At 39.5% G+C, this 21,561-nt stretch carries 15 protein-coding genes and 1 pseudogene; 5 read left to right on the top strand and 11 right to left on the bottom strand.

The genetic code is table 11. The annotated features are described in order from the left end of the window. Positions 1–101: 101 nt before the first annotated feature. The gene (locus tag A9970_RS03380) at positions 102–4,088 is read right to left on the bottom strand and encodes a two-component regulator propeller domain-containing protein (protein ID WP_182981294.1); all 3,987 of its coding nucleotides are present in this window, start codon (positions 4,086–4,088) and stop codon (positions 102–104) included. Beyond that, the gene (locus tag A9970_RS03375; protein ID WP_310889263.1) at positions 4,085–4,384 is read right to left on the bottom strand and encodes a carbon starvation CstA family protein; all 300 of its coding nucleotides are present in this window, start codon (positions 4,382–4,384) and stop codon (positions 4,085–4,087) included. The genes A9970_RS03380 and A9970_RS03375 overlap by 4 nt, the downstream gene beginning before the upstream one ends. Positions 4,385–4,605: 221 nt before the next feature. On the opposite strand from A9970_RS03375, the gene A9970_RS03370 reads away from it, so the two are divergent. After that, entirely contained in the window at positions 4,606–5,748 is a 1,143-nt protein-coding gene (locus A9970_RS03370) for a TlpA disulfide reductase family protein (protein ID WP_182981293.1), read from the top strand. A 332-nt stretch (positions 5,749–6,080) separates the two neighbouring features. Here the strand turns inward: A9970_RS03370 and A9970_RS03365 are convergent, their stop codons facing one another. From A9970_RS03365 to A9970_RS03335, 7 genes are all read right to left on the bottom strand, one after another. Continuing rightward, positions 6,081–7,133 (bottom strand): DUF5694 domain-containing protein, encoded by a 1,053-nt coding sequence (locus tag A9970_RS03365; RefSeq protein ID WP_182981292.1) that lies wholly within the window; start codon positions 7,131–7,133, stop codon positions 6,081–6,083. 356 nt (positions 7,134–7,489) lie between these two features. Next, positions 7,490–8,641, bottom strand: a complete 1,152-nt coding sequence (locus tag A9970_RS03360; protein WP_182981291.1) for an NAD(P)/FAD-dependent oxidoreductase — start codon at positions 8,639–8,641, stop codon at positions 7,490–7,492. A gap of 34 nt (positions 8,642–8,675) precedes the next feature. After that, positions 8,676–9,431, bottom strand: coding sequence for an AraC family transcriptional regulator (locus tag A9970_RS03355; RefSeq protein WP_182981290.1), 756 nt, complete (start codon positions 9,429–9,431; stop codon positions 8,676–8,678). 133 nt (positions 9,432–9,564) lie between these two features. After that, positions 9,565–9,933 (bottom strand): nuclear transport factor 2 family protein, encoded by a 369-nt coding sequence (locus tag A9970_RS03350; protein ID WP_182981289.1) that lies wholly within the window; start codon positions 9,931–9,933, stop codon positions 9,565–9,567. 180 nt (positions 9,934–10,113) lie between these two features. Then, entirely contained in the window at positions 10,114–11,307 is a 1,194-nt protein-coding gene (locus A9970_RS03345) for an MFS transporter (protein WP_182981288.1), read from the bottom strand. Positions 11,308–11,397: 90 nt separating this feature from the next. After that, entirely contained in the window at positions 11,398–12,357 is a 960-nt protein-coding gene (locus A9970_RS03340; RefSeq protein WP_182981287.1) for an AraC family transcriptional regulator, read from the bottom strand. 138 nt (positions 12,358–12,495) lie between these two features. Continuing rightward, positions 12,496–15,387, bottom strand: coding sequence for a PAS domain-containing hybrid sensor histidine kinase/response regulator (locus A9970_RS03335; protein WP_182981286.1), 2,892 nt, complete (start codon positions 15,385–15,387; stop codon positions 12,496–12,498). A gap of 302 nt (positions 15,388–15,689) precedes the next feature. Here A9970_RS03335 and A9970_RS28605 point away from each other — a divergent pair. Continuing rightward, a pseudogene (locus A9970_RS28605) lies at positions 15,690–15,857 on the top strand (class I SAM-dependent methyltransferase); the annotation flags it as partial. A 483-nt stretch (positions 15,858–16,340) separates the two neighbouring features. Next, on the top strand, positions 16,341–17,222 hold the full coding sequence (locus A9970_RS03330; RefSeq protein ID WP_182981285.1) for a DJ-1/PfpI family protein: 882 nt from the start codon (positions 16,341–16,343) through the stop codon (positions 17,220–17,222). A gap of 406 nt (positions 17,223–17,628) precedes the next feature. On the opposite strand, the gene A9970_RS03325 is transcribed toward A9970_RS03330, so the two are convergent. Further along, complete coding sequence (locus A9970_RS03325) at positions 17,629–18,183, bottom strand: DUF4468 domain-containing protein (RefSeq protein WP_159732290.1); 555 nt, start codon at positions 18,181–18,183, stop codon at positions 17,629–17,631. Positions 18,184–18,413: 230 nt separating this feature from the next. Next, on the bottom strand, positions 18,414–19,547 hold the full coding sequence (locus A9970_RS03320; RefSeq protein ID WP_182981284.1) for a 2-isopropylmalate synthase: 1,134 nt from the start codon (positions 19,545–19,547) through the stop codon (positions 18,414–18,416). Positions 19,548–19,628: 81 nt separating this feature from the next. Here A9970_RS03320 and A9970_RS03315 point away from each other — a divergent pair, with 81 nt between their 5' ends. Next, on the top strand, positions 19,629–20,405 hold the full coding sequence (locus tag A9970_RS03315) for an AraC family transcriptional regulator (RefSeq protein ID WP_153845567.1): 777 nt from the start codon (positions 19,629–19,631) through the stop codon (positions 20,403–20,405). A 139-nt stretch (positions 20,406–20,544) separates the two neighbouring features. Next, positions 20,545–21,561, top strand: a complete 1,017-nt coding sequence (locus tag A9970_RS03310; protein WP_182981283.1) for a LacI family DNA-binding transcriptional regulator — start codon at positions 20,545–20,547, stop codon at positions 21,559–21,561.

Here is a 21,561-nt window from a genome sequence, read left to right as displayed (position 1 = left end):
TGCCCGTAGCTTTTTTCTGTAGTAGAAATAAGCTTGACAAATATTTGAATCTTTATGGAAAATGCGGGGGTAAAAAATCGGAAATATAGGGGTAAAATCTCTTAGCGTAAGCTATTTTCCCTATATTGAGTAGGATTTACACCAAATTTCTTTTTAAACTCTTTACTGAAATACTTTCGATCGTTGAATCCTACGGCATAGGCAACAGATGCGACCTGATCAGACTGTATCAGGAGATTGGCAGCGACACTCAGACGGATATCTTTAATCAATTCGGCAACACTGAGGCCTGTCAAGCTTTTCACTTTCTTCAACAGCGCACTTTGGCTCTGTCCCATATTTTCTGCTAAAGTCGCAACTGAAAACTCAGCTTCGGCGATATGTGCTTCGACCACCGTTCTTAACTTATCCAAATAAGCCGCAGCAGCATTGCTTATGTTTTCATCACGTTTCGATAACAGCAAATAGCGTCGGTTACGTTCCTTAACCAATTCTAATGCTGATATGGTGTTGAAAATCTGAAGATCTAAAACCTGTAAGTTGAATGGTTTAGTTACATAATTGATGATGCCACTTTGATAACCAATGATACTATCCTGCTCCTCTCCTTTGGCTGTCAGCATAATTACGGGGATGTGAGCTGTATCCGGATCGGCTTTGATGGATTTCACCAGCGTGTAGCCATCCATCTGGGGCATCGCGATATCTGTTATAATCATATCAGGCATACTATCGGCAATTGCCGCAAGCGCCTCCTTTCCATTGGCAGCAGCACTTACGTTGTAGCATGTCTGCAGATGGTTGAGCAGAAAAGAACGGAGTTCGTCATTATCTTCCACGATCAGCAGCTGATAATCACGGGCCGAGTCCGGAATGCAGGCCGCGGTACTTTCAGCCGTACTTGTCTCCGAAATAATTTCCGTCGGTATCCCCTGCTGTTGCCGGATACATGCCGGCAACAATATAGTGAATACGGTGCCATCCTGTTGGCCTAGCTGCAGCGGATTGTCAAGATAGAGATTTCCTTGATGCAGTTCTACGAGCTCTTTGGCGAAAGACAAGCCGATTCCCCAGCCTTCCTTCCCTTTTCCTGCATCAGCTTGGTAAAAGGTATCGAATATGCGCTCCCTGTCTTCCCTTTTTATACCCTGACCATTATCCATCACATGGATAAACAGATCTGCGTTACGCTGACGGATGACAAGTTGAACCGTTGGAGTATGCTCGCGCCGAAATTTAAAGGCATTGGAAAGCAGGTTGAGCAATACTTTTTCCAGCTGCTGAGGATCAGCCATAAAATAACCTTCAAATTGATTGTCCAAGACATAGCCTATCCCCGATTCTTCTGCTATCACAACAAAGGATTGATGTATATTCTCAAAATAACTTGTTGCGTCTATAACAACTTTATTCAAGATCAATTTTTGGGCATCCATTTTATTGAAAGACAATAGTTCTTGCGTCAAATGTAGCAGCCGCTTAATATTACGTCTCACCTGTTGTAACTGCGCATCCACCTGATTGTCGAGCCTTTTATCCAGCAATATTTTCTCTATTGGGGCATGGATTAAGGTCAGCGGGGTGCGGATTTCATGACTGATCTTGGTGAAGAAATCAAGCTTTGACTGCATCAGTGCAGCTTGATCCTGATGTAGTTTTTCCTCATAATATAACTTTGTTTTAAGCTGCTTTTTGTCCAGGTTATAGCGGTAGAAAAAATAGACAATACCCATCAGTAGCAGTGTATACCCGGTATAGGCCCAGATAGATTTATAAAAAGGCGGAGCAATGTTGAACACCACAGATTTGCTCACGCTACTCCATATTCCGTCATTATTGGCCGTCTTTAACTGAAGTGTATATCGTCCGGGGATCAGATTGGTATAAGTTATGGAAGGCTGATCGGTCAGATTCCATTCTTTTTCGAGTTCTTCAATTTTATAGGCATAGCTGTTTTTTTGCGGATTGATAAGGTTGTCTGAACTAAAGTCGATCGTAAACGTATTTTGGTCATGTTTCAGTGCAATTTCCTCCGCCCTGTCCGGATTTAGATAGCCCAACACTTTGTCGACTCTCGTCCTGGTCAGACCGTTGATAGAGAAGCCCGAGATCAACAATTTGGGCACCCCCTCATTTGACTGGTGATGAGACACATCGAGACTGATCAAGCCTTTGTGCGAACCGACGAGCAGCTGCCCATCCCGGCAAAAAATGGCATTTGGTAAGAATTCATTTGTTGGGAAACCATCCTGAATATCCATATAGCGTTTTGCTCCCGTCAGCTTATTGTAAAACACGAGTCCATTATTTGTGGAGATAATAATTTCGTTGGCATTGTTTTCGGCAATCCCCAACACATGGTAATAGCTATGCGTTGGAAATAACTCCACCCTGTTTACCACTCCTGTTTTCGGATTATAGTTGTAAAGTCCCTTTTCTTGCGTCCCAATCCATATCTGCGAAGTCCTATCTTCAAAAAGTGTGTTGATATAATGATCTTTCAGAAGATCCTCAGAGCGATAGATTCCTTGTTGTTCAATACTATTGCGGAGCTGACCAAGCCCCTGGGCCGTTCCAATAAATAGACTACCGTTTCGGCTGGCTAAAATGTGCTTGATATAATTGTTGGCGGTATTTTTTGTAAAAGTGCTGGTAGGTTGAATAGTTGTCGTAAACTGACTATTGATCATTTGTAAGCCTTTGTTGCCGGTCCCGATCCAAATATTCCCTAGGCGATCCCGGTTAATGCTGCTGATGTAATTCTGGAGCAGCGTAATGCCATTTTCACCGGTAATATTGTAATAGCGAATATCTGTGGTATTTTGACGGCTAATGCGAGCCAGACCTGCGCCGAACGTACCTACGTAAATATATTTATCATCTGTGAGCAGACATTTGATTGTATTGGACCGAAGCTCTATTTTCCGATAGACATCACTTCCCTTTTTGCGAACGTTCAGTCCGTCCCGTTCTGTTCCCACCCAAGTATTTTCATCATCGTCAACGGCAATGGCGCTGACCAAATTTCCGCTCAGATGTTTGGAATTGCCGTCTGCCAGATCTACCTTAAAGGGATATACCGATGGATGATGATAGTTTATTCCGCCAAAATTTGTCCCCATCCAAACAATACCCTGTCGATCAATATAAATCGTCTTGATGGAATTATCATTGATACTGAAAGGATTGATGGCACTCGATTTTATCTGCTGTATCTGACTCCCGTCGGGCTGTAGCAAATTGGCCCCTTCCATTGTCCCCACCCAAATATTTTTGGCTTTATCTATCGCTATCGCTCGCACATAGTCGCTTGATAGTCCTGTTTTGCCTGTATAATGCGCAGTCTGCTGAAATAAGATGTCCAATTCAAAAAGACCATGTCCATCCGTGGCAATCCATATTTTATCTGTAGCCACTCGCTTAATATCCTTCACGGATATCGCTGAGCTATTTGTATGACTCAGTTTAATTGGTTCAATTGTTTTTTGATCCCGCCAAAGATACAATCCCCTGTTTGTCCCGATCAAGATATTTTTTCCCAGCTGTAATAAGGAGTAGATTTCCAGTCCGGGGAGAATATTCACGTTTTCTATCTTTGGATGATCGGCATTTTTAATGCACATCAGACCATTGTTTGTACCGAGCAAGACGCTCGATTCAATAAAATAAATTGCTAAAACGGCAAAATGGTTGCTATTTTTAGGTTTGACATGCTCAAAGCTAATTCGCTGAAAACGGTCTTGTTTAGGCTGATAAATATTTAGGCCCTGCTGTGTTCCGATCCAAAGGGTCTTTTGGCGCGGATGTTCAACAATGGTGTAAATATAGTTGTTCGTGGAAATGGTGTTAACATCGTTATTATCCGAACGGTACTGTTTAATGCGGTTACCATCGTATCTATTAAGTCCGTCCCTGGTACCTATCCATAGAAAACCTGCATTGTCACGGCATATACTCAATACGGTGCTATTCGAGAGCCCTTTATCATAAGTTAAACTACCGAAATGATACTGGGCTTGGGCATGTTGTGCAAATAAACAGCAGATTAGCGTTAAATAAATAATGCATTGGACATATCTTTTTGTCATTTAGATCCTTCAACTGGTAGTAGAGACAAGTATACGATTTTCTCTGCAATGAATGAAAAATTACGTGCCATTAGTTGGTCCACAAATAAAAGATTTATCGCGTATATTTTGGGGCTTGCGTACCCTTTCGGTCCCAGCATCTTAGGCGTCGTTCCGGTCGCAATAGTCGCATGTAAACCCGAAATTGAACCGCAGCCGATCACGATAAAGATAAATGACAGCACAGGTCCGCCGATCAGAGGCCCAGCAACAGGGATCAAATCGGTCAACGCTGGCGTCTGTATGGTTGGATGCACAAAGATGATGCCTATGACTACGATCAGGATCGTACCGATCTTGAGATAGGTGGAAACTAGAAAAATACCTTAAAGAATTGGATACAAATCAACAAGGTATACTTAATGCTTTCCTTACGATTGCAAATTCTTTAGAAGAACCTGGATAGATACCTTAAAAAGAACACTTATTATCACTATTTTTCATATTTTGTCTTTAACTTCAATTTAAACAAGAAATTATGACCAAGTTCCTATTCGTTCTCATTTTCACCTTTTTGGCAATCAGCAATAATTATGGCCAAAACATTCGGTTAAAATTTAAAGTCTATGCAGATACCTTACCAGCATATAGTTACGTATTAATTAATAATGATGTCTTTAAAACGGAAGTTAAAAGTGGAACTGGCGAGTTTGTAATAAACAAGATTCTTGATAAAGGTAATTTCAATTTTGCGCAACTAGCCCTGTCAGACAGTGTATTCACAAACCGAGAGGATTTCTCCAGTTTTTTCCGTAGACACCAGATTTTCCCACCAAACTTCTTTTATTCTTTTATTATGGATTCCAATGATCTAACGATGGATATAAATATAAACACACATCAATTAAAAGTATATGGAAGCGATTTGAACAAACAATTTACTGAATTTGAAGCCACAGCAAAAACGCTCGATTTAACTAATATTCCAGCTTTAGAGGAACAGATTAGGGGTGATAACAATAGAATGACCGAATTCCTGAAAATTTTTACAAAATATTCGGCAAATAAGCTCAGCGAAGAGCATCTCACATTTCTATTGGAATATCCTAGCTTATCTTTTTACAATTCTAGTACTGTCTTCCAACATAAAGATTCGATTTATCAGCTCATTCAGCTGCTGAAGAAAGAAAACTCTCCATATTTTGACAGTGAACGGGTTTTAAAAAAATATCAGGATATGGTTACATTATATAAACCAAAAGAAAATGTACCTGTCCCCAATTTTACCATAATAAACTCGCGTGGAGAAAAAAAATATATCAGGGAACTTTACAATAGTACTGAATACCTAGTTATTGATTTTTGGGGTACATGGTGCGGCCCCTGTATAGCTCAGCACCCTGAGCTACAGCGCATCGTGAATGAGTATAAGGATAATGGAAAATTTAAATTTTTAGGCATAGCTGTTAATGACAAATTTACAACATGGAAGCAGTATTTGGAAACACACCAATATACCTATGAAAACTACATTTTTGAGAACAGAGATTACCCCAACCTTCAAAAGGAATTGGGTATATATTCATTTCCACGCTATGTCATCGTTAATACAAAGGAAAACAGGGTTGTCCGATCCAATTTTAAAATTGATCAACTTCGTGACATATTAAATACTTTTTAACTATACTATGGTACCTGCCTGACGAACTATAGGTCAGTTGGTTTCTTGAAGTTGTGCACGTGAAGGTCTTTTATATTTTTGTGGTCTATTGATGATATTTGCTTTTATATCTTCATGCTTTTCTAAGTTTTCATTAACACAAATATCGATTGTGGTACTAAAATGTATTCCCTACAACTGATAAAATAAGACATTCTCTTTTTCCGGCCCCTCACTGCGCGATGCTCGAAGGCTCTGCTCAAGAGAGTTCTTGCCGATTAAAGAGAATACAAAAAAAATGGTGCTGCTCTCGTCGATTTCCTTTTCGCTATACCAGGCTACTCTTTTCTCTACTAGTCAACTTCATTGATGTTGCTCACTTTTACAGCAGGCATCGTCTTGAAAATGTCCTGCATGTATTTTCTATGATTGGCCCCAGCTAGGACTACGACTCTTTTCGCCCCTACCACCTTAGCCCTGTTGACAACATTATGGCACATGCCCTCATTTCTCATAATCCACCAATGTATTTTTGACAACATTTCTTCTTTGGGAAATCCATTCATATTATATAGAACAGGCAAGTAAAAATCTCCCGAGGCGGAAATCTCCGCGGCCTCATCCGTGTTCAACCATTCCGTTACCCTATTTGAAGACTTTTCGATATGAGCATATTTTTCAAACCCCTTGTTAATAGCAATCAAAGCTGATTTTAACTGATTTTTAGAGGAATCGGCCATATCTTTCCTGAACAAGACAAATTTCGCGTCAAATGCTCCCCACGATGCTTGCCAATTCAGATCATAGTCCTGGCAATCCATAGCCATCAGTTCCTCGATGCCTAGCTCCTGCATCATCGGGAAGGCGATATAGGCATACTCAGAAGTTTTTAGCCTTTTCATACTTCGTCCAGTGGTATCTACCCCAGGACTAAGCAATTTTTCGATATAATGTTCTATTTCAGCATTAGGTTGATGCCGCAGGAAATTATAAACTTGCCAAAATTGATAATGCCCATTTGCCACATCCTGATCAAGATAATAGGCATGCGCTAAATCGGCTTTTACACGATAATCATTGGGTTGCTGATTGGATCGTTTCTTCAAGCTGTCAATAGTATGCTGCAGTAATACCTCTTTTATAGGTCGATTGCTCCTAAGTTTGTTTAGCCGGTTTATATTCGGTTGTTTGCACCAATAATCCATCAGCAACCGCTCGTCTTCGCTACTCAGGAACTCGCCAAAAAAGGCATCGGGCTTAAATTTTCTAATTTTATGATGGATGCTGGAAAAATCCTGGGTAGGATATTTACTATAATCATGGGAAACACCAATTAATAAAACCTCAATATCCTGTGCTTTTGCGTTGATCGAGATTAAGAAAAATAAATAAAAGATATACTTCATATTTTGTGCCTTCTTGTTTCGTTATTGGATGTTTCCTTATTCAGCTACACACTTGGCATTACGGTTTACAAATTAGCTTACAAGCACTTATGCCATCTACAGGATTAAAAATACAAATAAATACGTATAGTTTAACCGCATCGGCCTATAATCCTCTTTTACCCGCTAACCAGTAGCCGTGTAAAAAAACATGGCCATTGGTTTTTTGTTTAATGATTTTTCTAAGCGGCTGAGCCGATTTTGCGTTACCTGTCAACACGAAATTAGCTTCTTGCCAATCCGGGGTATTGACCATTGGTAGCTTGCTTATACACTCGATTAATCGTGGTTTTTGCTACGAAATGGCAGAGCGATGTTTACCTCCGCTCGGTAAACATCGCTAGCAAATTATCAAGTCCGCCTTCAGCGTGCAATATTTCAGTGTTTTGCAACGTATCTTTTGTTACTGCTGCCGCCCTTGCCTGCATTTGTTTTTCGTAATTTGAAATTGCAGTCTGAATATCCGGAAAATGGTCGCATGTCAGATTCTCGGCCAATTCAAAAGCATCCTGCATCGCCTGGTTTACACCCTCACCGGCATATGGCGGCATACGATGAGCTGCATCACCAAGCATGGTCAAGTTTGATAATGTTGTCCAAGTCTGGTCTAACGGAAAGTGGTATTGTGGTCGCGGCATAAACCAAATTTCATTACTTGCAAAAAGTTCCTGCCATTTTTCGCTCCAGGAGGAGAACGCGACTTTAAACCATTCAAAAACCTGTTGCTTGTTATTAAAGTCAATTCCGCTTTCCTGCCCCCAATTTTCGGGAACTTTACAACCGGTATAAAACGATAAACTGCCCTCTCCTTTTGCACTTAAAATAATGGATTGTCCGTTTCCAAGCGCAAAGACTTTTCCGCCTTTTGTTATTTTCCAAAGTTTCGGTGTGTTTTTTTCGGCCTCGTAGATATTCCCTTCAACAATTGTAACGCCAGAATAAATCGGCTTAATATCGGTTAGGTAAGGGCGAATTTTTGAGTTTGCACCGTCGGCTGCAATGACAAGGTCAGCGTAAAAAGATTTTCCGTTTTTGAAATGCAGAAGCCAGCCATGATCCTGTTTTACCATTGAAATAAACTGACTGTCCCAAACAATGGTATCTTCATGCAATGCGTTTATTAAAATATCACGCAAAGGGGCACGATCAATTTCAGGGCGATCTTCCTGATCCTTATCTTGAAGCTCGTGCTCATCCATTTTGATGATGGCCTGCTCGTCCAACACCCTTAAACGTCCCGCGTCGGGTCGAAAGCTAGCTTTAAATTCATTCATCAAATTTGCTCTTCGAAGAGCTTCCAAACCACTTTCTTCGTGCAGATCCAGTGTGGCTCCCTGCTGGCGAACTTCTTTATTGCTATCACGTTCATATACGGTTACATTTACTCCTTTTAATTGTAAGAGTTTGGCTAATGTGAGTCCGCCAGGACCACCGCCAACAACGGCAACTTTCTTGTCTTGTAATTTCATATCCAGTAAAATTTATTTTTTTGACTGAACAAAATTACGTGGGCCTGAGCGTTGAAAATTGTATAAAACGCTCATTTTGGTTCTTCAACAGTTCTTTTGGTGAAACACCAGCAAGTTTCTTGACTTCTTTAATAAAATGGGATTGATCGGCAAAATTTTGTTGTGGAAACAATTTGCCTTCTTTGATATGCTGAAAGGAAGCACGGAAGCGGATAATATTGCAATATGCTTTTGCCGTAAGTCCGAACTGCTGATCGAAATAACGGTTGATCTGTTGCCGACTCCAAAACGATTGCGCGGCAAGTTCTTTAATTGTAATCGCCCCGTTTGATGCATAAATGAGGTCGAACAGTGTCCGTTTCCTGTTGTCAACTTCAAGCGGCAAAAGCGACTGTATTTTTTTTGTCGCTTTCGCGCAGAACAAATCAAAGTTATTCAGGTCGTCGGCACTAAAGTTCCAAAAATTAGGAGGCAAGAGAGTTGCCCTGTCCACCAAGTTGGCGATGCTGGTCTGAAAAACAGATTGGACTGCAAGCGGGTTAAAACTGATGGCGTAAGTCTGTCGCAAAGGCGCAATGGTCGCCTGCCCCGGCTGAGTTTGGATACCCAAAAGCGTCACGTGGAAAGGCTCTGTTGCAGATTGCGTGAAAAATAGATCAACTCTTCCGTCTGGCAATACAACAACCTCTCTATTACAATCCGATTGGTTTTGTAAAAGCCAAAAGCTTTCAACAAAATCCGCTAACGGCTTGTCAGATTTTATTGCCTGGTATTTTAATTCATTTTCCATTGTTTTAGTCCGTTTATAAGCCATGACCTCCCCCTCAAAATTTACTAAGGCACATCCGGTTAAAAGTTCCACACCTCCAATCAAAATTAAGGATTATTATATAATCAAATATGAAATAGATCAAACACTAAGCCTATTCGGATGAGGGTAGCAGCAATCCTCGCTTTTCAATGACAAATGCTTTAAGCTCTGCCATTTTTCCATCTTCGAATCGCCAAATGTCGCAATAATCGAAATGATCATATTTCCCTTCCTTATTTCTCAACCGGATTTCTCCGGTCACCATAACAAAATCACCTTCCTCGATAGATTTTTCAACATTAAAAACTGGCGGTTCCTGATAGAACTCTTTCATATAAGCGCGAACTTCTTCTTTCCCATGGAGAATACGCTCCCCTACAAAAAACCATTTCGTCTCTGCAGTACAATAAGCTAAGAAGCTTTCATAATCTCCTTTTGCAATAAATTCATTGGCTGTGTGTAAAATCGTTATATTTTTCATTTTCAGCAATTTGTTTTGAATCATTAATTTTTGTCGGTCCACACGCTTTAAATGTTATAGTGGATCAGTATGATAACGCCGCTACGTTCATAAAACCACCCAGGGCAACAAGTTGTTTTAAACGATGAAATTAGATATATTTAATGCTACGACGAACTACGGAGATCAGGATTTAAGTAACTACTTCTCTTTCCTAAAAACAAATATCGAGCAAATCGCTGCCAGTAAAAGGCACCCGCCGAACACCTGGAATGCGCTTTCCAGACCGATATTGATAATCAGGCTCAGCAAAAGGCTCCCAAGGCCATAACCCGAGAAAAGAAAGAATGCAAAGAGCCCTGTCGCCGCTCCTTTTTGCGCACTGAATGTGGTGACAATAGCAGCAAACAAAGGATGCGAGAGGTCAAATCCGAGTGAAAGTAAAGCCACTAAAACACAGGATGCTGCAAGATTTAGATTTTGGCTGAGCAGCAATACGGTAAGTGCTCCCAAAAATAAACCTAAAGGTATTATTCTCTGTCTTCCATAGTGGTCCGCAAGCTTTCCGAGTAATGGACCTAGTAATAGGCCCGGAATACCATACCCCAACAAGGCTAGCCCAATCTGTAATTCGCCGAGGCCATAGTTTCTATAAAAAAAATAAGCCAGCCAGGCAAAAATACCACCATGGAACATACCGTTAAACAAAACATAGAAATAGGTAAACCTAGCTCTTCCGCTTGACAGGATATTGCAGAAGACGAGGAAAATGTTCTCCTTAACTCCATGGACCGTCTCATTTACTTTAAATATGTCCTTTTTATAAATAACAATCAGCAGCAAGATAAGCAGCGCAATGCTCGCAACGCCAATAAAAAGCCATTGCCAACCGACTAGTGATGTGATCAAAGCGCCTGCGCTGGATCCGAAAGCTGTGCCACCTGCCATGTTACCAAAGAATATCCCAAGCGCGTGCCCCCGTTTTTCGTACGGGTACCGATCGCTGATCCAGCTAATGGTTGTGGGGGCAATACCGGCGGCACCGATGCCGGTCAGCAAACGAAGGAAAATCATCTGGTTAATTCCATGGGCGTAAGCGGTCAGTAATGTCAATACGGAAAAGATGATTAGGCACAGCGTAATTATCCGGAACCTGCCAAAGCGATCACTTAGAGGCGCATATACCAATGTAAACAATCCATAGCCGAGTAGGTAAGATGGTTCAATAAAACTCACATGCCGGGTAGTCGTACCAAACTGTTCGGATAGCAGTGGAAGCAATGGCGCGACCATGAATCCCTGAAAAAAAACAATGAAAGTTGCCAATGAAAGAATATAAACCGGAAACATAGATACGTCTGTGGCCGTTCTGTCATTTGTAATTAATTTGTACATTTCTATTATTTGTTAAATGATACAAATTTCAAGAATGTTAGCCGCAGAAGACTTATACGGATTGAGGCGATAATTGGACTTTTTATCGATTTAAATAGTAAGTGGACTTTTCATAAGCTGCAAAGCGTCTTGACGGTATGCTGTAGGAGTTAGACCCGTCATCTTTTTAAAAAACCGGTTAAAATAATTTGCTTCATTAAATTGTAATAGATCAGCTATTTCTGACACCTGCAGATCGGTGTGTGTTAAAAGACTTTTTGCTTCCAGCACTAGCTTTTCATTAATATGAAACAACGCCGTGTGCCCGGTATATTTTTTTACTAAAAAATTCAAATGGCTAGCTGTGAGATTCAGTTCATCTGCGATTTTTCGAACCGTTGGCCTTCCTTCTTTTCGTATATCGGGGGCGTCAATAGCATAAGCATCGAGCACTTTTCTAAACTTGACCATCAGGGATGCCTGTTTTAACTGAAAAGGAGTTTTTACCTCCTTATCTTTATAATACAGACGACGGATTTGGATAAGCAACGCCTTTAATAAAGTTTGCATCATTTCAAAATTATCCTCCTGTCCCGATTTCATTTCAAGAAGCAGCGTTTCGGCTGTATGCGATACCTTGTCCATATCTTGCTGCGAAAGCCTCAGAAGTGAATTGGCCCCACGCATAAAAAATGGGTAATCTTTTTCAAATTTAGGTTTTAGAGGGTCTATTCCAGCAAATTCGGACGTAAAACAAATGAGATAGCCATAAATCGTTTCCTCACGCTGCCAGCTTTCCATTTTACCGGGATATGCGAAGTAAATACTGTTAGCTGACGTATAGATGGTTTCGTCAGGAAGCAGGAATCTGGGGCCCTGTGTCTTGCAGATTAAAATACGAAAAAAATTACCTCGGAAAAGCGGCATGAAAAGCAATTTGCCTTTTGCCTGGTCTTCAATCCGCATGACGTTAAATAAATCATTCACAGCTGTGCCAATCCTAAAAGTATCGAAAAATTGACTAATGGTATCGAGCCATGGAATTAAAGCCTGTGTCTTTTTGTTTTTCATGCATTAAAGAAATCTATCAAATTTAGCCAATAGCGCGCTATAAAATAAAAAAGTTATCAACTTTGACTTAGCGACAAGTTTAAACCTCGTTAACCCGACTAGCCATTATTAACTAAATCATATACAAGTCTTTCATACCTAGTTATTGCTGTCATTTATCAACCATTTTCTCAAAAGCTCCAGCAATGTTTCTTTAACAAAAGGCTTCACAGCAAAATCATCCATTCCACACGAAATGCACCTTTCCTTTTCGTCCTTAATATTACTGGCTGTCAATGCTATAATTGGCGTATGTATCCTCCCCTCTTCATTTCTTCTAATCAATCCAGTTAACTCATAGCCATTCATTTCAGGCATCTGTATATCCATGAAGACCAAATCAGGCCTATTCTCCTTGAACAATTCAAATCCCATTACCCCATCGACCGCCTCTATGATTTCCACATTGGGAAGAACATTCTGTACAATGGTTCTAGTAAGCAACATATTAAATTTGTTGTCTTCAATAATTAAAATCTTGTATTTTCTTTCCAAAAAGGCCGTTTCTTTTTCGGCATATTTGATCGTTTCTTCATCCTGCTGTAATGCAGCAACTAATGTTGAATACAGTTGATCTACTTTAACTGGTTTATTAATACAATGAATAATATGGCTGCTTTCAGCAATACGGGCTGGGTTGGTCTCAAGGACGGATAACATTAAAACTACGGGCTGTCCAACTCCTTTGTAGAGTAACTTTTCCCTAATTTTTTTTATCGTATCGATACCGTTCATTATAGGTAGATCATTATCAATAATAATCGCATCATACCGCTCACCTTTGGCCAACATTTGAAGAACTTCAAATCCGTTATCGGCCAACGAGACATTGACTTTCTTCATATGCAACATCAATGCAATATTAGCTCGATCGGCATCTTGTCGGGCAACTATCATAATCTTTAAGGATTCTAAAAGTTTCCATTCATACACATCACCTTTTTGCGACCTTAATGTTATTTCAAAATAAAATTGGCTCCCTTTCCCATATTCGCTTTCCAATTTCAGTTTACTATCCATCATTTTTAACAATTGATTTGAAATACTAAGTCCAAGCCCTGTTCCGCCAAATCTCTTGCTTATTGAAGCATCTTCTTGAGAAAATGCTTCAAATATTTTTTGCTGTTTATCTGGTTTAATACCTATTCCGCTGTCCGTTACACTGAAGCGCAGCGTGGTGGAGTTTTCGTCCGAGGATAGTACATCGACATGTAGTGCAACACTTCCCTTGTCCGTAAATTTTATTGCATTACTTAGAAGATTCATGAGCACCTGTTTGAGTCGAAGTGAGTCAACCCAAACATAATGCGGTAGCGATTCTGGTAAATTTACCCGAAAATCCAATTTTTTGGCCTTCCACTGAAAGTCAATCAAACTTGTAACCTGAGCAAACATCTCATACAAATCATTTTTTTCAATCGAAAGCTCCAATTTGCCAGCTTCAATTTTAGAAAAATCAAGTATATCGTTTATGATGCTCAAAAGAAGATTAGCAGACTGATCGATAATAGAAACATATTCTTTTTGTGTATCGTCTAGTTTTGTTCGACTCATCAAATCCGTAAAACCTATAATTCCGTTAAGAGGTGTACGAATTTCATGACTCATATTGGCGAGAAACTCTGACTTCGCCACGCTACCCTGGTCAGCAAGCTTTTTAGCTTTCTCTAATTCTTCTCTTTGAAGAACAATCTTCGTAATGTCTGTGGCAATGCCAAGATAACCTATAATCTGACCATAAATATCGCGCATTGCAGTGACTGCTAGAGATACGTAAAGTCGCGTAAAATCTTTTTTTATATAAGTCCATTCTCTTTGCTCGGATCCGTAGCGCTCCGCCATCTCGACAAACACCCTAAATTCACTAATCGGATACCCAAATTTACTTTCAAGTTCCTTCGCTCGATCTTTAACTTCCCTACTGCTATGAAATAATGTCGGCGTAATTTTACCGATCACTTCATCACCTTTATACCCTAATAAATTTTCTGCGCCCCGGTTGAAAAGGGTTATCAACCCTTCTGCGTCAGTTGCAATGATAGCGACTGCAGTAGTGGCATTCAATACATCTTCGAGCATTTTCTTAGAACGAATCGATTCCGCCTCAGAGCGTTTACGTTTATCGATATCCTGAAAAGTGCCATATAGTCGAACGCACTTCCCTTTTTCAAAAGTTGCTTTCCCTAGTGCTCTAACCCACAAGCTTGTACCCTGATAGGTATCAATTTCTAATTCAAGGTCCCATGAAGCTCCTGTAGCGATTGCACTATTGATAGCCTGAACAATTTTAATCCTATGTTGAGGATCTTTGTAAAACTCAATTGCTGTTTCAATAGACGGGCGATAATCCTTTGGAACCCCATGAATAATCTTCGTCATTTCAGACCAATCGATATAATCATCAACTAAATCATACTCCCAGCTCCCCACTCTGGCCACCTGACTGGTCATGTCTAGTGTAGACTTCACATATTCCAATTTACTAGTTAACTGGAGGTGCTGGTTTTTCTCTTGAAGTAAGCCAAGAACTTCTGTGCACAATAATGAAAGAAGAGTCTGTTGATTATCAGAAAGCTTGTTTGAGCTACTATCCATAACGCTTAAAAAACCAACTATTTTTCCTTCGTGATTGATGAGCGGTGCTTCATAATAATACAGTATTCCAAAATTCTGGAAAATCACTGAATTGCGCTGCGAAGGAAGTTCATTGCTAAGGTCTGGAAATTCTAGCGTGCCGTTGTCATCAAACACATAGTCCAAAAATACTTTATCGATACTTATATTTCCATCGACATCATGAAAATAGGTCTGCACAAAATTTTGACTATTGTCAAATAAAGTCAACACTGCCATTTCCGTATTACAAATCAATTTTGCTTTAAGGAGCACTCCAAAAAGATCTTTCTTAATCATGTCAGCGACCAGCTTATAATCATTATCCAAGATGAGATGGTCACTGTTATCGTTTTTGGGGTACTTTTGATTATGCATAAGGTTGTAATATGCTATAGAAATTTAAAGTTTATAACAAAACAACAATTTTATTTGAATAGTTTTTTAATAAAAAAAGAATTAATTCAAATTAAAATATTTTTGAAAAACTAGGCCGACGCGGAATCACAATAACAAAATAGGCCATTGTGACCATTGAGAAAACTATTCCTAAAAGTATATATTGCATTAATGCCGTCGTTTTAAAATTTCAATACAATCTCCATCGGAAGGAATAAATATTTTTTAACTCAAGGTAGATCGTAGGACTTCGATGCAGCGGGAAACAAGTTATACTGGCCCGGACACTTAGCACTTATCTTACAATACCGCTGGCCAATAACTTTGCGATCAATTTAGTTACTGAACCACAGCCTAACATAGAAATGATTAACAGTGTGGCCGGTATGGCAGACGAACTCAGAAGGCCTATGATGCTGATTGTGTCAGCACAAAAAAGGCCGGAATAAACCAGCCCTGATATATATAGTTATGATCCCAATAATGGGATAGTCGGTTTCAAAAAATGCTGGCGTGACAAGTGCAAATCAAGCCAGCAAAAGCAATAGTCTCATTTTTCGTATAAAGGACAACCGAAATATAATACTCGTTTGAAAAAAATAAAAAAAACCTTGAGGAGGGGGATCTCAAGGTTTTTACTACCTGTTATTAACCTAATTTATGAAAAGTACCATTATAACAATGGTTAGTTCGCTTTCGTTTTATCTTTTAGAAAAAAGTTGAATTTTCTGAGGTTCAATTTTTTTACGACGTCGAATACAAGGATCACCATATTTCCCCCACCTTCCTTACGTGCTACTTTTCACAAATATTTTTTAGTCGAAACAGCATGGGTTTTGATATTGTTATCTCTTAAAGATTTATAAAATGTGGAAAGTTTGATATTCGAAGCTTTTCAATAGCATGAATTACAAACAATAAAAAATATTACTATGTCCTTATTTTCAAACGATTTGAGCAAAGAGCCCGTATTTGACGGCATTGGTTATGAACCTTCTTTTTTTTCAAGAAAGACGATGGTTACGACCAAGACAAATTACAGCAAAAAAAAGTACAGTGATATCAACAAGGACACCAGGAAAAAGATTCTTGTGCTTTGCACAGAAGAACGGTATATGACAATGAAAAATGGAAAGAAATTTTCAACGGGCAATCATCCGGTCGAAACACTGGTTCCCATTCTTCATTTCGAACGGGCTGGATTTGAGGTTGACTTCTACACGCCAACAGGTGCTCCTGTAAAATTTGAGATGTGGGCTATGCCGTATGAAGATGAAAACATCGGTAAAATCCTCGACAAGTATAATACTCAATTTTCAAACCCGCATAACCTGAGAGATTTTATAGCTGACACGAATAAAGGATATGTTGATTACGTTGCCGTTTTTATCCCAGGCGGGCATGGCGCAATGCTCGGACTACCTGAAAATAATGATGTCAAAGAACTTATCAAATGGGTAGTAGCGGAAGATAAATATCTATTGGCAATCTGTCACGGCCCCGCAGCGCTCTTAAGCGTAGCAGATTGCGGAGACGCTGAGTTTCCTTTTAAAGGATATAAGATTAATTCGTTTCCTGATGAAATGGATAAGACTTTGCCAGAAAATGGATACCAGCCGGGAGAGATGCCATGGTTTTATGGCGAAAAACTCAAACAACTTGGGATTGAAATTTTAAATAAAAAAATTGCCGGCGATTGTCATGTTGACAGAAAACTGATTACTGCTGATAGCCCATTAGCGGCCGATAAATTCGGGAAAATCTGCGCAGATGAACTTCTTGCCTATGAAAAATCAAAAGTGGAAAATGAATAGGTAGCGGAAGCCATGCGGATCAAAAAAGGCTCCCTTATTAACCGATAAGGGAACCTTTTTGGCTAGATGTCTGCTTGAGCCAAATATTAACTACATTTGGGTTTTGCTCTAATTTAACGTTAGGTATATTTTTGAATTTCAGCTTATTCTTTCGTTAATAAAAGGGCTATCTCCTATTTTGCAAGCACACGGCCTTTATGGACAATTTTACTCTTGACACAAATTACCTCTGATCCAGGCACTCGGTAATCATCTTCGAAACCTTTCAATTATTATAGTGAAGTGTATTTACTTAAACTGCTTGAAGATGAAAATTTATACCTCAAAAGACGGCTTAGAATATCGTGATCGCATATAAAAAAAGCCTCCATTGGAGACTCTTTCATCTTATTATCTGGTTTTTATTTTACCAATTGTCATTCGACTTACTCGTATTTATACTATTTGTAATCGCTCTAATATAATTATTGATAAACTTTTCCAATTCCTGCTTCGCTGCTTCTCGTCTAACTTTACCATCGGTATTGAAAAGGGCTGTTTTTACCCAAAGATTACTTTTTTTGACTAATGGATATTCAATTCCATTGTAGTTTTCAAGGTATTTATAATTTGGAGCAAACCTCAGCCGTCCATCCTTAAAATCCATGGTAATCTTATAAAAAAAATCAAGAGCATTACCTCTACCCCAAGCCGTTGCTTTTTGTTCCATCGCATCAATAACAATCTGCTCATCTTCGATCTTGGTCGCAACTTTCTCTGGGTTATTGTAATGCGAGTTTACAAATTTCAGCACTGCTTTGTACAAATCACTTTGCGATTTTCCTGCAAAATTCAGAACGATATAATTCTTCGATTCGTCTGCAGCATCTACAAAGTCATTCGGAGTCAATTTCATCGATTGCGCATTTGCAAATGTTGTTGCAACCAAAAACAGTAAAACAACCGAAAGGCTCTTTATCATTATTAAGTGTGTTATCTAAATAGAACTTATTACATCAATATACGCTGCTAAGGCAACAGATATTGTGCCAAAATTATATATTCGAATATTTAAATAAGTAAATCCCCAACGCTTATTGGATTTTTATAAACTCAAAAGGAATTTTCCCCTCTCATTCTCGAGAATCTGAAACAGAATTATTTAACTAGCAACCACGGACTTGACTGAACAACTGGACACGATCTTTTTACCTAAATCAAACTCCGGAGGTCGTTATCTTCAATCAAACGTTTCTGATCTGCCAAAACAAGAAATCGGTTATAGATATTTTCAAAATGTTCAGCAGGGAAATCTATTTTCATACTTTTTAACCGATCTTTTAATGCTGCACGTCCACTCCTTGCGGATAAAAACAATTCAGGTAACTTTCCTCCTATGATTTGGGGATCAATAATTTCGTAGTTTCTACGGTCTTTCAGCACGCCATCTTGGTGGATGCCAGAAGAATGCGCAAAAGCATTTTTCCCAACAATGGCCTTATTGGCCTGTACAGGATTTGACATCGCCCGTTCTACCATACTACTTAGTTCTACAATATATTTTGGATCAATTCCAGTCGCAATCCCTAGATTTTCCTTTACAATAAGTGTCAAAATAATTTCTTCTAAGGCAGCATTTCCCGCACGTTCTCCCACACCATTAATCGTTCCTTCAACCTGAAGTGCACCCGCCATTAGCCCAGCTATGCTATTCGCTGTAGCCATACCTAAATCATTATGACAGTGGACAGAAAGGATTGCGTTCTCTTTTTCCCTTCTATTTTGATTCACATAGGCTATCTTTTCAAAGTACTCAAAGGGTGTACAAAAACCGTTGGTATCAGGAAGATTCACAACTTTCGCCCCCGCTTCGACCACCGTATTGGTCATTTGAACCAAGAAATCATTGTCTGCGCGGCCAGCATCTTCGGCAAAAAATTGTACTTCATCACATTTATCCGACGCATAAGACACCATTTCATAAGCTTTCGCCAAGATTACCTCACGAGTGGTATTAAACTTATGTTTAATATGAATGTCCGATGCTCCAATTCCGAGCTGAATCCTTGCCACCTTTGCCTTAACCAAGGCCGAAGAGGCTTGTTCAATATCTTTCCTATTGGCCCTAGCTAATGCACAGACTGTTGCCTTTTTCACCAGTTTACAAACCTCTGTTACAGCTTTAAAATCTCCAGGAGAACTTATTGGAAACCCCGCCTCTATCACATCTACCCCCATTGCATCGAGTTTTTCAGCAATTTCTAATTTATCATTAAGTGTCAGCTGGCAGCCCGGTCCCTGTTCTCCATCACGTAAAGTAGTATCGAAAATCTTAACTTGTTTCATATTCAACTTATTTTTATAGTTCAAAAGTACTTGAACTACAGAATTTAATATATTTGAAAATAAAACAATTGTTATTCAATAATGCCAAAATCCAACATTCCCTTCGTTCAATGTGCCAAGAACTTCCGCGATGGCACAATTGAATTACGTAACTATGGACAGTTCAATACAGAAATGCACGCTCATGAACAAGTACAGGTACTTAGCCCAACAAATGGTACCCTCTTTATCTATACAGAAAAAGCCAGTTTCTGTGTACCAAGTACTTTCTATGTATATATCCCAGCACATGTCCCACACAAACTCATTTCCCGTTCCCAGCAACTGTCACTAAAAACCATTTTTGTGGATATGAACAATATGCATGAAGAAGTTAAGGTGTATCCATCAAATGAATTGTTGAATCATTTTTTGATTTTTGGCCAGCAACATTGGAAGCTGAAAGACCACGACACGCTTACAACATCTACTTTGGAGGCCTTCAAGTCTATGCTCCCCATACTATTGGCTAAACCGATCCTATTGCAAATCACGCCGGCAAAAAGTGAATTGATGATCCAGGTATGCACGTATATCCTTCAACATCTCGACAATAAATTGTCAATCGCTGAGATTAGCGCTAATTTTTTTCTTTCGGAGCGAACACTTTTCAGACAGTTTAAGGAAGAAATGCAGATCACCATATTCCAGTTCATAAAACAGCATCGACTTCTAAAGGCGCTTCAATTATTGGAAAATAAGGATATGCATATCGCTGAAATTGTCTATCAAATTGGGTATGAAAGCGTACCTAACTTTTCCAATCTATTCAAAGAATATTTTGGACTGTCACCTCAGCAGTATAGAGCGAGACTATAATAATAAATACTATATAATTATTAACTCTATTCTCGTCAAGACCGAACTAGTATGACCTGGAGATATGAATGAAGATAGATCCTACATTTTTCGATAGTTTTTAGTATTTTGTATCGTAATTTGTTAACCCTATCTAAATATGAAGAATCCTTTAGGCATCAAGGATATCGCCAAGATGCTCAAAATTTCGGTATCGACAGTTTCGCGGGCTTTTCGCGATACCCACGATGTCAATCCCGAAACCCGAAAAAAGGTGCTGGCACTCGCCAAGAAATTAAACTTTAAGCCTAATAAAAATGCTTCCGCCTTAGCTTCCGGTTCAACAAAAAATATAGGTGTGGTCATTCCCTTTATCACCAATTATTATTTTTCGATGGTGATTTCAGGTATTCAGGAAGAAGCTTATGAACGCGATTATAATGTGATTCTCTATGTCACCAACGATCATGTCGCACGGGAACAGAACCTATTGGAAAACCTATCAACGAGCAGTCTAGATGGACTTCTTATTTCGATCTCTTCCGATTCATCCACAAACGATCATTTTGAACAATTGATGGCCAAGGGAATGCCAATCGTATTCTTTGACCGTGTACCTAAAGATATAAATGCCTCCAAAGTTGTCCAAGATGATTTTGCAGGAGCGTTACAGGCGACCGAATACCTAATCCGACAAGGCTATACGCGCATTGCTCATATTGCCGGACCCGAAAATCTGCAATTCACACAGCAACGGCTAAATGGTTATTTGCAAGCACTGGAGCAGCACAATATGGCTATCGATCAGCGTCTTATTGTATATTCAGGTTTTTCACAGGCTCACGGCGCCACTGATGCGTTGAAGTTACTTGCCCTCCCTGATCGTCCAGATGCGATCTTCGCTGCGAATGACCGCAAAGCCGTTGGTGCCATTCAGACAATCAAGCAGCAGGGGCTCCGTGTAGGCCAGGACATTGGCGTCATCGGATTTACCAATGACCCTATTGCTACTGTGGTAGAACCCAATTTAAGTACGATTGAAGAACCTGCCATGGAGATCGGCAAAAGGAGTTGTGCGCTACTCATCCGTCATATAAAAAATCGGGATTTTGAAATTCAGGATATGATATTGCCTGGAAAATTAATCGAACGGGATTCTACCAAACGATCCTCTTAG

It is taken from the genome of Sphingobacterium sp. UME9 (assembly GCF_014170215.1).
Taxonomy (GTDB): domain Bacteria; phylum Bacteroidota; class Bacteroidia; order Sphingobacteriales; family Sphingobacteriaceae; genus Sphingobacterium; species Sphingobacterium paramultivorum.
The sequence above is the reverse complement of the archived record's forward strand: the minus strand, read 5'-3'. Positions and strand labels throughout refer to the sequence as shown.

Bases quoted from the DNA above. Each gene is read 5' to 3' on its own strand.
- A9970_RS03335 (WP_182981286.1), bottom strand. From the start codon at position 15,387: ATGCATAATCAAAAGTACCCCAAAAACGATAACAGTGACCATCTCATC.
- A9970_RS03310 (WP_182981283.1), top strand. From the start codon at position 20,545: ATGAAGAATCCTTTAGGCATCAAGGATATCGCCAAGATGCTCAAAATT.
- A9970_RS03320 (WP_182981284.1), bottom strand. From the start codon at position 19,547: ATGAAACAAGTTAAGATTTTCGATACTACTTTACGTGATGGAGAACAG.
- A9970_RS03340 (WP_182981287.1), bottom strand. From the start codon at position 12,357: ATGAAAAACAAAAAGACACAGGCTTTAATTCCATGGCTCGATACCATT.
- A9970_RS03370 (WP_182981293.1), top strand. From the start codon at position 4,606: ATGACCAAGTTCCTATTCGTTCTCATTTTCACCTTTTTGGCAATCAGC.
- A9970_RS03365 (WP_182981292.1), bottom strand. From the start codon at position 7,133: ATGAAGTATATCTTTTATTTATTTTTCTTAATCTCGATCAACGCAAAA.
- A9970_RS03380 (WP_182981294.1), bottom strand. From the start codon at position 4,088: ATGACAAAAAGATATGTCCAATGCATTATTTATTTAACGCTAATCTGC.
- A9970_RS03315 (WP_153845567.1), top strand. From the start codon at position 19,629: ATGCCAAAATCCAACATTCCCTTCGTTCAATGTGCCAAGAACTTCCGC.
- A9970_RS03345 (WP_182981288.1), bottom strand. From the start codon at position 11,307: ATGTACAAATTAATTACAAATGACAGAACGGCCACAGACGTATCTATG.
- A9970_RS03350 (WP_182981289.1), bottom strand. From the start codon at position 9,933: ATGAAAAATATAACGATTTTACACACAGCCAATGAATTTATTGCAAAA.
- A9970_RS03330 (WP_182981285.1), top strand. From the start codon at position 16,341: ATGTCCTTATTTTCAAACGATTTGAGCAAAGAGCCCGTATTTGACGGC.
- A9970_RS03355 (WP_182981290.1), bottom strand. From the start codon at position 9,431: ATGGAAAATGAATTAAAATACCAGGCAATAAAATCTGACAAGCCGTTA.
- A9970_RS03360 (WP_182981291.1), bottom strand. From the start codon at position 8,641: ATGAAATTACAAGACAAGAAAGTTGCCGTTGTTGGCGGTGGTCCTGGC.
- A9970_RS03325 (WP_159732290.1), bottom strand. From the start codon at position 18,183: ATGATAAAGAGCCTTTCGGTTGTTTTACTGTTTTTGGTTGCAACAACA.